Here is a 17,664-nt window from a genome sequence, read left to right as displayed (position 1 = left end):
TAAAACAACCCAAATTTATGAAAAAAAAGTTGAATCTGCCGATTCGAGGTGCCTTATATCCCCGGATTCGGAAAATGCTCATGTACATGAAAATTACGTGCTTATTCATTCTATTGGCAGTTGCTCAGGTTTTTGCGGCAACCAGCTATGCGCAAACAGCCAATATCTCGATCCACCTGACTAATGCTACTGTCGAAAAGGCCTTGCAATCCATTGAAGACCAGACAGAGTACTATTTTTTATATAGCCGTAGTGTCGTCGATGTTAAACGCGAGGTCAATATTGAGGTTGAGGAGGCTGAAATTGATCAGTTGCTGAACTCCTTATTTGAAGGAACGAATGTGTCGTATAAAATTGATGGACGACAAATTGTTTTATCCAGTTCTGAAAACAGAACGGTTCAACAAAAGACTATATCTGGTAATGTAACGGATTCGTCGGGGCAGCCACTTCCTGGAGTCACCGTAGTGGTGAAGGGAACAACCATTGGTGTTGTTACTGATTTTGATGGAAACTACTCCCTCTCCAATGTAGCAGATGATGCAACATTGGTATTCTCGTTTGTTGGGATGAGAACTCAGGAGATTGTTATTGGCAATCAATCAACGATCAACGTGGTTATGGCGGAAGATGCCATTGGTATAGAAGAGGTTGTTGCCGTAGGGTATGGGGTGCAAAAGCGAGCCAATTTAGCAGGTTCTGTTGCGACTATTGGAAGTGAAGAAATGGTTAGAGTTCCTATTGCTAACTCGGGTCAGGCCCTGGCAGGAAAAGTGGCCGGATTGGTTGTAAAAGAAAATACCGGTAAACCAGGTGCTGCACCAAGCATAAGTATTCGTAATTATGGTTCTCCGTTAATTATAGTGGATGGTGTTGAACAAGCAAACTATCACAATATTGACCCAAATGAAATAGAGTCGTTTACCATATTAAAGGATGCTTCTGCTGCAATTTATGGTTCTAAAGCTGGTAACGGAGTTATTTTAATAACAACGAAAAGAGGGAAAACGGGTAAACCTAGAATTGAAGTAAATTCTTCTTTTACAGCTCAAACTCCTACCTCATATCCTCAATGGCTTAGCACATGGGATTTTGCACAGGCCAGTAATGAAATTGCAGACTTCAGAAAAGAAGTTGATGAGCGCAATGGAAAAGAATACGTATATGCTGCTTGGAATGCCATACCGGGATTTGCAAGCGATCGAAAATACACTGATGCCGATATTGAAGCTATGCGTAATGGAGCAACGCCAAATACCGATTGGCTTGATGCAACTCTAAACAAATATTCTCCAATGCAGAATCACAATATTAGTGTGTCGGGTGCAAACGAACGAGTTGGGTACTTTATCTCAGCTGCTTATACCAACCAGATTGGTTATTATAAATCCGACGATTCAAAGATGAATCGATATAATGTACGCTCCAATATCGATATTAACGTGGCAAAAAACCTGAATATAGGTTTGGATCTGTCTGTACGTAATACAGATATCAGAGATACATGGGTTGGTGAAGATCAAATTTGGATGAGCATACGTACTTCCATGCCATTTTATCCTTCGTCTTACCCTGATCCAACCAAGATTCCTTACGCTGGCTGGGATGCCAATACCCTGACCAATACAACGAATGCTGATCTGTCAGGGTATAAGAAACAATTGAGAAGTTATAAAACAGGTGCCATGAGTATGAAATACATAATGCCTTTTATAAAGGGACTGTCGGCACTGGGTAGAGTAAATTATATTGGTGACAGCCAGTACAATAAAAACTTTGGAATCCCTTTTACAACATGGCGTTACGATGAAGCGAACGATCTTTATTATAACCCTATTACTCAAAATCAGGATTACGGTTTTCTAGACAAACGTTATGAAAGTGAACGATTGACTTATCAGTTTCAATTGGATTATAACCGTTCGTTCGGCGACCACAATGTTAAAGCACTGGCAGTATACGAAGCTATTGATTACAAGACGAACCAGATTCAGGGGACAATAAAAGGCTTTATTTCACCTGCTATTGATCAAATTTTCGCAGGTAATCCCGAAACAAAGACCTTGTCAGGAACAGCTTACGAAGAAGGGAATGTAAGTTATGTGGGGCGTTTAAATTACGATTATAAAGGCAAGTATCTTTTAGAATCAACGATACGTACTGATGGTTCTTCAAGGTTTAGCCCCGACGTAAGGTGGGGGACTTTCCCTAGTGTTTTGGCGGCATGGAGAATGTCGGAAGAGAACTTTATCAAGGAATACATTCCGGCAATTGATAACCTGAAGCTTCGGACATCATATAGTCAAACAGGTTACGATCGTAATGCAGCTGCCTATCAATATTTGACAACTTATTCCTTCTCAGGTCAATATGTGATGGATGGTATAACTGAAAAAGCAATTGTAACGGATGGATTGGTTAATCCTGATGTAACTTGGGAAACCATGACAAATTACAATGCCGGGCTGGATGTTTCTTTGTGGCGGGGTAAATTAGGAGTTGAGTTCGACTATTTTTACCGCCTGAGAGACGATATTCTTGCCACTCGATTATCTACATTACCCAATACTTTTGGGGCGACTTTGCCACAGGAGAATCTGGAAGCTATAGACAACCGAGGATTCGAACTCGTAGTGAAACACTCGAATCAGATCAACGATTTCAAATACAACCTTTCAGGAAATATTTCATGGACACGTGCTAAATATGTTCGGGTTGAAGAGCAGGAATACGAAGACGAAGATGAAGCCAGGCTATACACAAAAACCGATCGATGGACCAACATCCGTTACGGATACGAAGTGGATGGTTGGTTAACCGACGAAGACCTTGCTTGGACTCAAACATCAGGAATTAACTATGATAATTCAGCAAGTCCCAACAGCACTTTGGCTGCAGGTCTACCAAAGTATGTTGATCAAAATGATGATCGTGTGATTGATTGGAGAGACCAAGTTGAAATAGGGCGCGGAAGTACACCTGAAATCATGTACGGAATAAATGGTAATGCTTACTGGAAAAATTTCGATGTTTCGATGTTATGGCAAGGTGCAACAAACTATGATATCGTTATTAGTGATCATATGCTTTTCCCTGTTGGCGGTGGACAGGATGGTGGAAATATACCCCAGTTTTTATTCGATGGTCGCTGGACTCCTGAAAATCCAAATTCTAAGTTTCCGCGCCTGACTGACGGTGCCGGTGCCGGTGGTTATATCTCAAAAACCTCAACAATAAACACCTTCTCTGCCGGATATATCCGCCTTAAAAATTTAAGCATTGGATATTCGCTTCCAAAGAGCCTACTCAATAAAGTGAAAGGACTTTCAAATGCTCGGGTCTATTTTGCTGGATATAATTTGCTGACATTTGATAAATTATCAGATTTTGAGATTGATCCTGAACGTGGTGGGAATTACAACGGACGTTATATTCCGCAGTATAAATCATTCTCGCTTGGTTTGAACATTACATTAGAATAACAGAAAAAGCTGCCTATTATGAAAAATAAGATAATACTATATTTACTGGCTATTGTTTTTATTGGGAACTCGTGCCAGGATTCAATTTTAGACCGTGAGCCTCTGGATAAAATTGCCGAATCGGCAGTATTTACTAGCGCCCCTCTTGTAAATGCAAATCTTAATAGTTTGTATGCTAATACCTATTTTAAGTACCATGGTGGAGGGTACGTATACGAATTTATGCGGGAAATGCTTTTGGGAGGTGAGGCCCGCGACCGTGGTGACTGGTACGGACAGGCCAACTATGTGGATCATCAGTTAATGACTTCATCCGATGATGGAATCGTTTCACTGTGGCAGTATTCTCATATCCGTAATATTAATGAGTTTATCGAAAAGCTTTCTGCATCCGAAAATGTTTCTGGAATGGATGATGACCTGAAAGCAATAAGGATTGCTGAAGCCAGATTTTTACGTGCTTTCACATATTTCGAAATGGTTAAAAGATATGGTGGAGTTCCATTAATTACGGAAGCGCAGGATATTCCTGAAAGTGAAACGGATTCAACGTTGTATGTGTCGAGAAACTCCGAACAGGAAATATATGATTTTATCGATGCTGAAACGGAAGCAATTATTCAGATTTTGCCCGACGCATCAACAATGGGCAATGGTCGGGTAAATAAATATGCTGTTTACGCATTTCGTTCGCGTGCCATGCTTTATGCCGGGAGTATTGCCAAGTATGGAGAAGTACAGTTAAATGGACTGCTGGGTATTCCATCCGCTGAAGCTCAATCGTACTACCAAAAATCATACGATGCATCAAAGGAAATAGCAAATGGAGGCTATGCTTTGTACAACGCTGAGTCTGATAAAGCAACAAATTATCAGATGTTATTTCTGGATGAAGACAATGTTGAGGTAATTTTTGCTGAGAAGTTTAATGGACTTGATAAAAAGGGCCACAACTTCTCGAAATTTGCATGGCCGGGTACTGAAACAAGAGTAACCTGGGGAGCAGAAGTAATGGTCTACTTAGAAGTAGCCTTGGATTATGATTATATTGATGGAAGATCAGGTCAGGATGACCGCTCTTTACTTGAAAGCGATCAACTGGTAGATTTTGATGAGCTATGGAAAGACAAAGATCCTCGCTTCCATGCCTCTGTTATATACCCGGGAGCTATGTTTGCCGGTTATCCTATTTATTGCCACGATGGTACTTATGTTGATGGAGTATTGAATACTCAGCAGGAGTTAGTAGGCGAATACAATGGATTCGAATGGTTCGCTAAATCTCCCTGGTCAAGATTCCAGGACAGAACTTGTTTGACAATCAAAAAATTCCTGAATGAGCCTCTTGGCACTCAGGTTAAGGATAATGAAGACGACGTAGATAAGATTATTTACCGCTACGGTGAAGTATTGCTAAATCAGGCAGAAGCTGCTTTCGAATTGAATAAACCGGGAGAAGCACTGGCTGCCATAAACCAGATTAGGGAAAGAGCAGGAATGCCGGCATTGGAAACAGTTACTTTTGATGATATCGTTCATGAAAGAGATGTAGAATTAATGTTCGAAGATCACAAATACTGGGATTATCGTCGCTGGCGTATCGCTGAAGAAAAATTAAGTGAAAAACGTGGAGGTATGAAAGTTTATTTCGATTGGGATACTAAGAAATACGAAGTGAATGTGGTGGATGATAGTGATAGAAGAATCCGCTATTTTGGTTCGCAGCATTATTATATGCCGATAAAAATTTCCAGAATCTCAAATAATCCAAATCTGGCTCCTGAGAATCCAGGATATTAACCAGATTATAATATTAAATTGAGCCTTGTTGTGTAATTGTGATGCAGCAAGGCTCAATATTTATCTACTAATAAAAACCAAAGTCATGAATGCAACTAACTTAAAAAGTTACCTTCTTTTGTTACAGGCTTGGATCTTTTTCATCGGATTATTTTTTTGCTCTAATCAAGCCATAGCACAATCACAACTTCCGCTACCAACCCCGGCCCAGCTTCATTGGCAAAATGCCGAACTGGCAGCATTGGTTTGCTGGGATTTGCATGTTTTTGACGGTGTATTTTATGTGCAAAAAGAAGCACGAATTACACCCGTAAAGGATTATAATAGCTTTAATCCGCAAAAGTACGACATGGACCAGTGGATTAAATCGTTAAAAGATGGAGGGTTTAAAATCGCCATTTTTACCGTGAGCCACGAAACCGGATTCTTTTTCCATCAAAGCGATGCCACCCCCTATTGTATGAAAGCTTTGAAGTGGCAGGATGGTAAAGGCGATATTTTGCGCGACTTTAAAGCCTCATGTGAAAAATATGGTATCCTCCCGGGAGTATATATTGGTACGCGTTGGAATGCTTTTTACGGTATTCATGACTTTAATGTGCATGGCGCTAATGAGTTTGCACAAAACAGGCAGAAGCACTATAACACGATGATCGAAAAAATTGTAAGGGAGATTTTCACTAATTATGGAGACTGGGCAATGGTTTGGTTTGATGGTGGGGCACATGGTCCGGAACAGGGAGGCCCAGATGTGTTATCGGTTTTCGAAAAATACCAGCCCAATTGTCTGTTTTACCACAACCTGCAACGAGCCGACATGCGCTGGGGAGGCAGCGAAAGCGGAACGGTTCCGTATCCTTGCTGGAGCACATTTCCGTATCCTTCCACAGGTGCGGGAGAATCAGCCAAAAAGGAGATTCATGCAAACAATTTTCAGCTCTTAAAAACCGGTGTTCCGGATGGCAAATATTTCATGCCTGCTATGAGCGATGCTCCTTTAAGAGGCAATGGAGGGCACGATTGGTTTTGGGAGCCCAACCGTGAAAGTACGATTTTCCCGTTGGAGATATTGATTGAAAAGTACTACAAATCAGTTGGTCATAACACCAGCCTGATTTTGGGGGTAACGCCTAACCCGGATGGTTTAATGCCCGAGTCTGATGTAAAACGCCTGAAAGAATTTGGCGATGAAATAAAACGAAGGTTCTCAAGTCCGATAGCTACCACCTCAGGAACCGGAGAAAAGTTAACTCTGAAGCTTCCTAGAACGCAAAAAGTAAATCAGATCGTTTTATTGGAAGATATTGCTAAAGGAGAGCGTGTTCGGAAATTTGTTTTGGAAGGAAAGACTAAAAATGGCTGGCAAACGATCTTTGAAGGTTCTTGTATCGGGCATAAATTTATCCATCGTTTTGATGCGATCGATTTTTCTAAAATACGACTGCAAATTTCTGAATCGAGGGGGACCCCGCAGATTAAGGAATTTACTGTCTACAATGTTGAAGATTGAGGAAACCGGATTATTGTAAATGAAAAAGATGAGAAAAATAGTAACCATTGTAATTGTTGGTCTTGCCCTTTTATATTCATTTTCTTCAGCAGGTCAATCAATTAAATCAATAAAGGAAAAGTTTTCAAATACAGAATTTACTTTCGAAGAAGTTACTGGAATTGGTTACGAAGCCGGCGTAACGCGCCGCGATCCCAGCGATGTAATAAAAGTAGATCGCTATTACTATGTCTACTATACGAAAATACCTGATGCTGAGCCAAAATATTGGGGAGCCGGATATTGGGGAGCAAGCGTTTGGTGCGCAAGGTCGGAAGATGGTTATAAATGGGAAGAAGTTGGAGAAGTGCTTGGCCTCGGAGAAAAGGATGAGTTCGATTCTCAGGCAACATTTACTCCCAATATTCTTCATGCGAATGGCAGGTACTATTTATACTATACAGGCGTAAAACCTACTCCGGGAAACGAAAAAGGGGAGTTTGAAAATAATTCAACGACCGATATTACTGCTATCGGTGTGGCCGTATCCGATTCGCCCGAAGGACCTTTTACAAGAGTTTCTGAAGAACCTATTTTAAAGGTGAGTGTGGAGCCCGAGAAGTTTGACAGCTACCGGGTTGATGATGCTGTTTTGCTCTATCGCAACGGGCTTTTCTGGCTTTATTACAAGGGTCGGGCCAGGGCACACGACACTGCTGGCCCTGCGCACACCCAAACCGGAGTTGCATTTTCAAAATATCCGGTAGGTCCGTTCACTAAAATGGATGAGCCTATTTTACCCTTAAGCCATGAAGTGATGTTGTGGCAACAGGGTACAGGAGTGGCAATGATCGCTTCTCTGAGTAATACGTTTGAATACGCTCCGGATGGAATCGATTTCATGAGTAACAAGTTGGGGGTAAAAGTAGAAAATCGTCCACTTGCCCCTGGGGTATTCAGGCAAGATTTAACTGATCCAAAGGTTAGGGGAGAAGGTCTTAAATGGGGGATATCCATGGTGCACAACAAACATGAATGCTACCTGACACGATTTGAATTAATTTCGAGATAAAAAGAAACACTTCAGTCCCTTGAGGACGAAAGAAGCAAACTAATCAATAATGATAAGAAAATGAGGAAGAAGTTACAATTACTGCTTTTGTTAATACTAGCTTTTCAGGGATATGCAATAGCTCAGAATGATGTGAATTTACCGATTCCCACAGAAGCCCAGCTAACTTGGCAAAATGCCGAGCTGGTTGCTGTGTTTCATTACGACCTGCATGTGTTTGATGGTGAGAAATATAATCAGCATAAAAACAGAATAACACCGGTTGAGGACATTAATATTTTCAATCCCCAAAATTTAGATACCGACCAATGGGTAAAAGCGGCGAAAGATGCAGGCTGTAAAATAGCCATCTTAACGGCTACCCACGAAACTGGATTCGCCCTTTATCAAAGCGATGTAAATCCTTATTGCCTGAAGGCGGTAAAATGGCGCGATGGGAAGGGCGATATTGTAAAAGACTTTGTGGAATCGTGTCGTAAATATGGAGTCAAGCCAGGCATTTATATCGGTATTCGCTGGAATTCGTTCTACGGGGTTTATGATTTTATGGTGAATGGTGAAGGAAAATTTGCAGAGAACCGGCAAAAATATTACAACAAAGTCTGCGAAGGTATGGTCGATGAACTAATGTCACGTTATGGCGATTTGGCTATTGTTTGGTTCGATGGCGGTGCACATGGTCCGGAGAAAGGTGGCCCCGATGTATTGGGTATTTTTGAGAAGTACCAATCGAACTGCATTTTTTACCACAATACCCAACGGGCCGATATCCGTTGGGGAGGCAGCGAAAGTGGCACCGTTCCCTATCCTAGTTGGGGAACGTACCCGTTTCCATATTCACACGCAACAAATCAAGAAGTAGTTCTTAAAAATAATTTCCAGTTATTGAAAGAAGGAGATCCGGATGGTAAGTATTATATGCCAGCTATGAGCGATGCTCCTTTAAGGGGATATAATGGTCGGCATGAGTGGTTCTGGGAGCCAGGTGACGAAGCACATATCTATCCGCTTGAGAAATTAGTGAATATGTATTACAACTCAGTAGGACATAATACCTCACTTATTCTTGGGCTCACTCCTGATCCGAATGGATTGATGCCTGATCCGGATGTTAAAAGGCTGAAGGAATTTGGAGATGAAATAAGACGAAGGTTTTCAAATCCAGTTGCAGAAACTTCAGGAAGTGGAGAAAAAATATCACTTAAACTCCCTGGAAAGCAAAAAATCAATGAGGTCGTTTTAATGGAAGATATTAGCCATGGCGAACGGGTAAGAAAATTTGTTCTCGAAGGCAAAACAAGCAACGGTTGGCATACAATTGTTGAAGGGTCGTGCATTGGACATAAGTTTATCCATCGTTTTGATGATCTGGAAGTTTCGTCGGTGCGACTAACTGTATCGGAATCGAAAGGAGAACCTCAAATCCTAAACGTTCAGGTTTTTAACGTAAATTGAAACTCAATTATGTGGAGGATTTATAAAAAATGAGAATAAATAGGGAGCTGATTATAGTATTGGCCTTGTTGCTAAACACTTCCAGTTTAATTGGAAAAGCACAGCGAAAAAATGATAAGCCAAACATCGTATTCATTCTTGTTGATGATTTGGGATGGGCCGATTTAGGATACAATGGTAGCCTTTATCATGAAACGCCCAATATCGATAAACTTGCATCGGAGGGAATGGTATTTACTGATGCTTATGCTGCTTGTCCGGTTTGTTCGCCATCGAGGGCTGCCATTATGAGCGGGAAATATCCGGCTCGATTAAACCTGACCGACTATATTCCAGGAAACCGGCATTGGGGGCCACACAAGGACCAGAAACTGGCTTCACATCCCTTTAAGCTTCAACTTGATTTGGAAGAGTACACCATTGCTGAAGCGTTAAAAAGTGCCGGGTATAAAACAATGTTTGCCGGGAAATGGCATGCCGGAGAGGAAGAAAAATATTATCCGCAGTTTCAGGGATTTGATATTAATATCGGTGGAAACAAAACAGGTCATCCCGCCGGAGGATATTTCTCACCCTATAAGAATCCTCAATTAACTGATGGATATGAAGGAGAATACCTTACCGACAGGCTTGCCGATGAGCTTATCAACTTCATGAAGCAGAACAAAGAAAATCCTTTTTTTGCCTATCTCTCTTTTTATACGGTGCATCTGCCCATGCAAGGAAAACCGGAGAAAGTGAAAAAATACCAGGATAAACTGGCTTCGATGAACTATTCTGGAGAAGCGTTTTCCAAAGAAGGAAAAACGTGGTATAAAAATCATCAGAATAGGCCACATTACGCGGCCATGGTTGAAAGCATGGACGAAAATGTAGGGCGTGTCCTTCAGTCGCTTAAAGAAATGGGAATCGATAAAAATACAATTGTCGTTTTTACTTCCGATAATGGAGGAATGTCCACCAGCAATCAGACTGGTAATATCCCAACTTCCAATTGGCCATTGCGGGCAGGAAAAGGATATTTATACGAAGGCGGGATACGTGAACCATTAATCATTAGCTGGCCGGGAAAAGTGAAAGCCGGCAGTGTGTGCAGCACCCCGGTAACCGGAACAGATTATTATCCTACCTTGCTTGATTTGGCCGGTCTGGATTTACTTCCCGCTCAACACCAGGATGGAATCAGTTTAAAACCACTTCTGGAAGAGAAAATAATGGAAGAGCGGCCCGTTTTTTGGCACTATCCGCATTACAGTGGAGGGCTGGGAGGCCGGCCATCAGGTGCTGTTAGGCTGGGAGGCTATAAATTGATCGAATTTTATGAAGACATGCATGTTGAGTTGTATGATGTAAAAAACGATATCAGTGAAGAAAACGATTTGTCGGAGAAATACCCGGACAAAACAAAGGAACTAAAAGCACTACTGTATTCCTGGAGAACAGAAGTAAACGCGCAAATGCCGTTTGAGAATCCTCACTATCAGAAATAGATCAAACTCAGATAAATACAATGAAGCAACTAACTGTAAACTTACTGCTGATAATTTTAATGGCCGGTATGTCATCCTGCCATCAGAATGAGCTGACCGTAAATCCTGAAATTAGTGACCTTACATTTAATGACCTTGCCACAACCTGGGATGAAGGAATGCCCTTGGGCAATGCAACTGTTGGAGCACTGGTTTGGCAAAAAGATTCGTCGCTGCGGATTTCGCTCGATCGGGTTGACTTATGGGATCTTCGTCCGACTGAAAATATTTGGGGCGAGAATTTTAAATTCGAATGGGTATACAATCAGGTGATTAAAAACGATTATAAACCGGTACAGGAAATGTTTGATATTCCGTATGATCGTGATCCCGCACCTTCTAAAATTCCCGGGGCGGGCATGGAGTTCAATCTTGCAGGAATGGGTGAGGTGGAAAATATCCGATTGTATTTAAAAAATGCCTTGTGTCAGGTGAAATGGAAAAATGGGGCATCGATGAAAACCTTTGTACATGCCACCCGGCCTGTGGGATGGTTTGTTGTTGAAAATGCCAACGAATCTTTTCTTCCGGTATTAGTTCCGCCGGGATATAGTAGTGGAGAGCTTACAAAAGGTGGAGACCCTGTTTCGGGCTTATCATTAACGCGTCTGGGCTATCAGCAAGGGGAAGTGAAGCAGGAGGCCAATAAAATTGTTTATCACCAAAAAGGGTGGGGCGATTTTTATTACGATGTGGCCATTAAGTGGGAAAAGAAAGGGGCTGATCTCATTGGTGTATGGTCGGTGACTTCTTCGTTGGTTGAAGACAAGGCGAGTGAGTTAGTCGATAATATGCTGGGCGAAGGAATTGAAAAACACTATGGAGAGCATATGGAGTGGTGGAATACTTACTGGGCCAAATCATCGGTAAGCCTGCCCGACAGTGTACTGCAAAAACAGTATGACAACGAGATGTATAAATTTGGGTCGGCAACACGCGAAGACTCGTATCCTATTTCACTGCAGTCAGTGTGGACTGCCGACAATGGCAAAATGCCGCCATGGAAAGGTGATTACCACCACGATTTAAATACACAATTAAGTGCCTGGCCCACTTATGCCGGGAATCGCCTGGAAGAAGGATATGGTTATTTGCATACCCTTTGGGACCAGCGGGAAGTAAATAAAAAGTACACCAAAACGTTTTATGGAACCAATGGATTGAATGTGCCTGGAGTTGCCACACTAACCGGGCAACCGATGGGAGGCTGGATTCAATACTCTTTTTCACCTACTGTTTCGGCCTGGTTGGCACAACATTTTTACCTGCACTGGAAATATTCAGCCGATCAGGAATTTTTAAAAGAACGGGGATATCCGTATGTGAAAGATGTAGCTGTTCATTTGGAAGAATTATCAGAGGTAAAAGATGGCAAGCGCGTGTTACCTTTATGTTCAAGCCCTGAAATTTTCAATAACAGTTTGCAGGCTTGGTTTCGCACCTATACCAACTACGACCTGGCAATGGTAAATTTTGCGTTTATGGCGGCTGCAGAAATGGCTGATGCTTTGGGACTGAAGCAGGAAGCTGATCATTGGCAATCGTTGCGGAGCGAATTGCCTTCTTATGAGTTGGATCCGGAGGGAGGACTGGCTTTTGCCAAAGGCGTTAACTACGAAAGTTCTCATCGTCATTTTTCACATTTAATGGCCTTTCATCCTTTTGGTATGATCGACTGGAGCAATGGCGAAGAGGATCAAAAAATTATCCAGGCAACCATTGATCAATTGCTCGAAGTAGGCCCCGGGGCCTGGTGTGGCTATTCGTATAGCTGGCTGGGCAACCTTCAGGCAAGAGCTTTTAACGGAGAAGGTGCTGCCTCTGCATTGCGCGACTTTGCCAATTGTTTTTGCCTGCGAAATACCTTTCATGCAAACGGCGATCAGACCAAGTCCGGGAAATCAGGATTTACCTACCGTCCGTTTACGCTCGAAGGGAACTTTGCCTTTGCTTCGGGGATTCACGAAATGCTGATACAAAGTCATACCGACGTTGTTCGTGTGTTTCCGGCAATACCAGCCAATTGGGATCATGTTTCGTTTGATAAATTAAGAGCGGTTGGCGCCTTTTTGGTATCAGCCGAACGGAAAAATGGGGAAACGGTATCGGTGGAAATTGTGTCAGAAAAAGGAGGCGAAATGAGATTACAAAATCCGTTTTCTTCTGAAAATGTAAAAGCGGGAACCAATCTTGTAACAGTAGAGAATGGATTAATTACGCTTTCGTTGAAGGCAGGCGAAAAAATAAGTTTGACCGAATAATTCAGCTTGGTATTACAATTCCGATGTACTAATTTTTGTGTCGGAATTGTTTTCTGCTGATGAGAATTTGTAACAGTAATTGATTGATATGACGAAGAAAAAGTACTTTTCAATTTTGACCACCCTGGTTTGCGCTCTTTTATTGTTTCCAACTGTTGGTGAAGGAGGGAGTACAGAAAAGAACGAAATAAAAGTGGCTTGCATTGGTGATAGTATTACGTATGGTGCCCGCCTCGATAACCGTGACAAAGATTCCTATCCTGCCCAATTGCAATTGTTGTTAGGACACCGATACCAGGTATTAAATTTTGGAGTTGGCAGTTGTACATTGATTCGAAAAGGTAACCCAACGGTTTGGAACCAGCTTCCCCGAATAAAAGAGGCCAATCCGGACATCATAATTATTAGCTTGGGAACGAACGATACCTGTGGATTTGGCACCTGTGGTGACCGTAAATGCTGGGAATACAAAGATGAGTATGAAGAAGATTACCGCGATTTGATTGATACATTAAGAACTTTACCTTCGAATCCCAAAATCTGGATATGTGCACCTTCGCCAATGGTATTGGAAACCCCCGGATTAAGTCCTGATCGTGTTGAGGGCTTAACAATCCGGAAGCCACGCTTGCAGGAATTAATTACCTATATTAAAAAGGTGGCAAAGGACAAGGATACGGGCTTTATCGACCTGAATACACCGCTAGATCATAAACCGGAATTGTTCACGGAAAAGGACGGTGTTCATCCCAATCAGGCTGGTTATAAGGCTATAGCTGAATTGGTTTACCAGAGAATAAAATAACAACTCAATGCAATGAACTTATCCCCATGAAACGTATTAAAAATATTGGACTTTTGCTGATTCTGGCCTTGTTTGCCTTAGTTTCGAATGCGCAGAAAAAAATCGACCTATTTATCTGGGCAGGTCAATCCAACGCTCAGGGATGGATGGGAGATGCTGCTCAATATCCGTCGGATGTCGAAAGCCTGGATGAGTCGATAAAACTGAACTGGACATTTTTTAATAATGAAAGTTCGGAAGGTGAATGGGTAAAGATGCAGCCACAAAAAGGCAGGTTTGCTGACGGACATTTTGGCCCTGAAGTGAGTTTTGCCAGGGAGTTAAAAAAAGCAGGCTATAGTCCCGCTATATTTAAATATACAAAAGGGGCTACTGGTTTGGCCCGCGATTGGAAAGCACCGGGTGAAGGAGGAATTTACGATAGTATGGTTAAAGACTTAAAACCGGCCATTCAGCAATTAAAGGATCTTGGATATAAAGTAAACATTCGCGGTTTCATTTGGATTCAGGGAGAATCAGATGCCGGAGATGAACAAGCAGCAAGAGACTATTATCATAACCTGAAGGAGCTGATTCATGATTTACGAAACACGGTGCTGCATACTCCCGAACTGAAAGTAATCCTGGGAGTGGATGAACAGCACCGTTTTGTGCAAAATCGTCCGATTGTTGTTGAGGCACAAAAAAAGCTTGCTCAGCTGGATGAAAATATCATTTATACCACCATGTATGGCCTGTCCAAAGCTGATGCTACCCACTTAACACCAGCAGGATTGGTTGAGCATGGCAAACGAATTTTTGAGGCTTACAAAGTCCTGGATGGTCCTATTCACAATGAAGCTTCTGAAAAATCGATGGCTGCTCATTGGCAATACATCGGCATCGCTGTCGAAGAACCTGGCTATACCACTTGGGGAACTTCTCCGATCATGGATGAGGATGGAAAAGTCCATTTATTTGTGGCCCGTTGGCCAGGCAATAAGGTGGAGCCTGGGTGGCGTACCTGTGGCGAAATAGCCCATTATGTTGGTGATGATCCTGAAGGGCCATTTCGTTTCTCTGATTTGGCCTTAACTCCAACCACAGAGGATACCTGGGATCATGTTTCGGTACACAATCCGGCCATACACAAAGTGGGCGAGCAGTATGTTTTGTTGTATATTGGCAATAACAATGGCAAACAGCCCCCGCATCCGGCGAATCAGCATATCGGAATGGCTGTTTCCAAAAGTCTGTATGGTCCTTGGACAAGAGTTGGTAAGGATGGAAAGATTCTGTCTCCACCCGATAATCCAAACTACTGGAATTATCAGGCGACCAATGGCGTGAATAATCCTGCTTTTTTACAACATCCCGATGGTGGCTTTTTCCTGTACTTCAAATCGCAGGGAGGGAAGATGGGGCTTGCCATTGCCGAAAAGTTGGAAGGACCTTACGTTCAGTTACCTTTTCCGGTAACGCAAAACAATCAGGCGGTGGAAGATGGTTATGCCTTTTTGCTCGATGGTCAGTTTTGTTTGCTAACAACCGACAATCACGGCCTAATTGAAAAGGGAGGTGGAATCCTTTGGAAGTCGGAAGATGGCATTCATTTTACAGACAAAGAACAGGGATTCTTTCCGGTAGAAAAATATTTGGGAAAAGAGAAGTTGAAACATGCGACAAATCATTATTTTGCCAATATCATTAAGTTCGAACGTCCTCAGGTTTTAATGATTGATGGTAAGCCTGCTTATTTATATGTACCTTCAGGCTTCCATTTTTTTGGAGGCGAAAGTCCGGCTAGTTATATCATGAAGTATGTCGAATAGAATTTAATACCCAAATAACCAGGCGATGAAAAGATATTTTCTACTACTATTTATCCTTTTTGAAAGCTGGGTGGGATCAGCAAAAACAGAAGGCGAACGGCCGAACATCATTTTCTTTTTGGTGGACGATATGGGCTGGCAGGAAACCTCAGTGCCTTTTTGGACTGAAAAGACCAAGCTCAATGAGCGTTACCATACACCTGCCATGGAAACCCTTGCCGAAAAGGGGATGAAGTTTACGCAGGCTTATGCTTGTCCTTTGTGTTCGCCTGCACGGGTTAGCCTGATGACCGGAATGAACGCCGCGCGTCATGGCGTAACCAACTGGACCTTGCGAAAGGACAAATCACCCGACCGGAAGCACGAGATTGTGGGTGTTCCGGACTGGAATTGGAATGGCTTAAGTCCGGTTGTTGGTCCGGATAAGGTGTATGTTGCCAAAACCCTGCCCATGTTCTTGCATGAGGTGGGCTATAAGAACATTCATGTAGGAAAAGCCCATTGGGGAGCGCAGGAAACACCGGGCGAGGACCCGCTTAAGCTGGGTTTTGATGTCAATATTGGCGGGCATGCTGCCGGTGGTCCCGGCTCGTACTCGGGGCTGACTAACTTTAGCGCAGCCTGGCGTAATGGTGGTCATATTTGGGATGTGCCCGGTCTGGAAAAGTACCACGGACAGGATATTAATCTTACCGAAGCCCTGACCCGGGAAGCGATGGATGAAATGGAAAAGTCAGTGAAAGAGGGGAGTCCGTTTTACTTGTACCTGTCGCATTATGCCATTCATGCTCCCTGGGAAAAGGATAAACGCTTTTTTCAGAAATACAAAGAGCAGGGGCTGACGGATTTCGAGGCCATTTATGCTTCCATGATTGAAAGCATGGACAAATCATTGGGTGATATTATGGCGAAAGTGAATGAGTTGGGCATTGAGCAAAATACCATCATTATTTTCATGTCCGACAATGGATCGCCTTCTCAGTGTCCACAGAATGAGCCGCTGCGGGGGCATAAAGTGAGTCCTTACGAAGGGGGAATTCGCGATCCCATGTTGGTATACTGGAATGGGGTTACCAAGGCCGGCAGTGTTTGTAATGAGCCTTTGATTATTGAAGATTTCTTCCCTTCTATTTTAGAAATGGCCGGGCTTCCTAAGCGGATGGAGAACAAGCATATTGATGGAAGAAGCTTTGTCCCCTTGCTGAAGCAGAAGAAGGTAAACCTGTCGAAACGGGAATTTGTCTGGCATTTTCCGCATAACTACGATTTTGAGCCGTACAGTGTGATCCGTAAGGGAGATTGGAAACTGATTTATTGGTACATCGACGGGAAGTCCGAGCTGTATAATATTCCGAATGACATTGGCGAACAGGAGGATTTGGCGGCTGTTAATCCTTCCATTGTTGCCAAGTTGAAAAAACGACTGGGGAACTATTTGTATTCGGTTGGAGCAACTGCTCCGGTTGATAAGCGAACCAATGCTGTTTTCCCTTTTCCCGGCTCTGTGAAGCAGAAATGAGACGTAAGTAGCTATTCGATAAAAGCTTTCTTTCTGGCCTTTTTTTTCCTTCTTCCGACTCTGTGAGGGCTTTTTGCTTTAAGGGTAGGATCATCATCTTCCATAAGATAGCCATTATCTTATGGAAGATGATGGCTATCTTATGGGGTAGCGTCTTGATCTTCTGTCAGAGAATGATCCTCTGATGGAAGATAGCCTCCATCGGGCGGGGTAGAATGATTCTCTGATGGAAGATGGTCTTTATCTTATGGAAGAGAGAGGCTATCTTTTGGGGTAGCATCATGATCTTGTGTAAGATTATTCTCATCTTCTAAAAGATGGCCGCTGTCGGGCAGGGGAGAATCATTCTCTGACGCAAGATGACGGTAATGTTCATTAAACTGTGTCAATTGTATTTTTTGCTATTAGAGTTTTAGTTTGCATCGTTCTCCAAATTTGATA

General features: G+C 42.6%; 10 protein-coding genes. All 10 read left to right on the top strand.

Features of this window, described 5'->3' with window-relative positions:
• Positions 1-17: 17 nt before the first annotated feature.
• On the top strand, positions 18-3,482 hold the full coding sequence (locus Q1A18_RS18440) for a TonB-dependent receptor (protein WP_299584370.1): 3,465 nt from the start codon (positions 18-20) through the stop codon (positions 3,480-3,482).
• Between the two features lie 18 nt (positions 3,483-3,500).
• Entirely contained in the window at positions 3,501-5,282 is a 1,782-nt protein-coding gene (locus tag Q1A18_RS18435) for a RagB/SusD family nutrient uptake outer membrane protein (protein WP_299584367.1), read from the top strand.
• Positions 5,283-5,367: 85 nt separating this feature from the next.
• On the top strand, positions 5,368-6,792 hold the full coding sequence (locus tag Q1A18_RS18430) for an alpha-L-fucosidase (protein WP_299584364.1): 1,425 nt from the start codon (positions 5,368-5,370) through the stop codon (positions 6,790-6,792).
• A gap of 28 nt (positions 6,793-6,820) precedes the next feature.
• The gene (locus tag Q1A18_RS18425; protein ID WP_299584361.1) at positions 6,821-7,843 is read left to right on the top strand and encodes a family 43 glycosylhydrolase; all 1,023 of its coding nucleotides are present in this window, start codon (positions 6,821-6,823) and stop codon (positions 7,841-7,843) included.
• Between the two features lie 60 nt (positions 7,844-7,903).
• On the top strand, positions 7,904-9,298 hold the full coding sequence (locus tag Q1A18_RS18420) for an alpha-L-fucosidase (protein WP_299584358.1): 1,395 nt from the start codon (positions 7,904-7,906) through the stop codon (positions 9,296-9,298).
• 29 nt (positions 9,299-9,327) lie between these two features.
• Complete coding sequence (locus tag Q1A18_RS18415) at positions 9,328-10,788, top strand: sulfatase (protein WP_299584355.1); 1,461 nt, start codon at positions 9,328-9,330, stop codon at positions 10,786-10,788.
• Positions 10,789-10,808: 20 nt separating this feature from the next.
• Positions 10,809-13,088 (top strand): glycoside hydrolase family 95-like protein, encoded by a 2,280-nt coding sequence (locus tag Q1A18_RS18410; RefSeq protein WP_299584352.1) that lies wholly within the window; start codon positions 10,809-10,811, stop codon positions 13,086-13,088.
• A gap of 88 nt (positions 13,089-13,176) precedes the next feature.
• Positions 13,177-13,893 (top strand): GDSL-type esterase/lipase family protein, encoded by a 717-nt coding sequence (locus tag Q1A18_RS18405; protein ID WP_299584349.1) that lies wholly within the window; start codon positions 13,177-13,179, stop codon positions 13,891-13,893.
• A gap of 26 nt (positions 13,894-13,919) precedes the next feature.
• Positions 13,920-15,704, top strand: a complete 1,785-nt coding sequence (locus Q1A18_RS18400; RefSeq protein ID WP_299584346.1) for a sialate O-acetylesterase — start codon at positions 13,920-13,922, stop codon at positions 15,702-15,704.
• Positions 15,705-15,729: 25 nt separating this feature from the next.
• Positions 15,730-17,223, top strand: coding sequence for a sulfatase (locus Q1A18_RS18395; RefSeq protein WP_299584343.1), 1,494 nt, complete (start codon positions 15,730-15,732; stop codon positions 17,221-17,223).
• Positions 17,224-17,664: the final 441 nt, after the last annotated feature.

It is taken from the genome of uncultured Sunxiuqinia sp. (assembly GCF_947495665.1).
GTDB classification, from domain to species: domain Bacteria; phylum Bacteroidota; class Bacteroidia; order Bacteroidales; family Prolixibacteraceae; genus Sunxiuqinia; species Sunxiuqinia rutila.
This window is presented reverse-complemented; position numbering and strand designations above follow the sequence as displayed.

Bases quoted from the DNA above. Each gene is read 5' to 3' on its own strand.
- Q1A18_RS18410 (WP_299584352.1), top strand. From the start codon at position 10,809: ATGAAGCAACTAACTGTAAACTTACTGCTGATAATTTTAATGGCCGGT.
- Q1A18_RS18430 (WP_299584364.1), top strand. From the start codon at position 5,368: ATGAATGCAACTAACTTAAAAAGTTACCTTCTTTTGTTACAGGCTTGG.
- Q1A18_RS18420 (WP_299584358.1), top strand. From the start codon at position 7,904: ATGAGGAAGAAGTTACAATTACTGCTTTTGTTAATACTAGCTTTTCAG.
- Q1A18_RS18415 (WP_299584355.1), top strand. From the start codon at position 9,328: ATGAGAATAAATAGGGAGCTGATTATAGTATTGGCCTTGTTGCTAAAC.
- Q1A18_RS18440 (WP_299584370.1), top strand. From the start codon at position 18: ATGAAAAAAAAGTTGAATCTGCCGATTCGAGGTGCCTTATATCCCCGG.
- Q1A18_RS18395 (WP_299584343.1), top strand. From the start codon at position 15,730: ATGAAAAGATATTTTCTACTACTATTTATCCTTTTTGAAAGCTGGGTG.
- Q1A18_RS18425 (WP_299584361.1), top strand. From the start codon at position 6,821: ATGAGAAAAATAGTAACCATTGTAATTGTTGGTCTTGCCCTTTTATAT.
- Q1A18_RS18405 (WP_299584349.1), top strand. From the start codon at position 13,177: ATGACGAAGAAAAAGTACTTTTCAATTTTGACCACCCTGGTTTGCGCT.
- Q1A18_RS18435 (WP_299584367.1), top strand. From the start codon at position 3,501: ATGAAAAATAAGATAATACTATATTTACTGGCTATTGTTTTTATTGGG.
- Q1A18_RS18400 (WP_299584346.1), top strand. From the start codon at position 13,920: ATGAAACGTATTAAAAATATTGGACTTTTGCTGATTCTGGCCTTGTTT.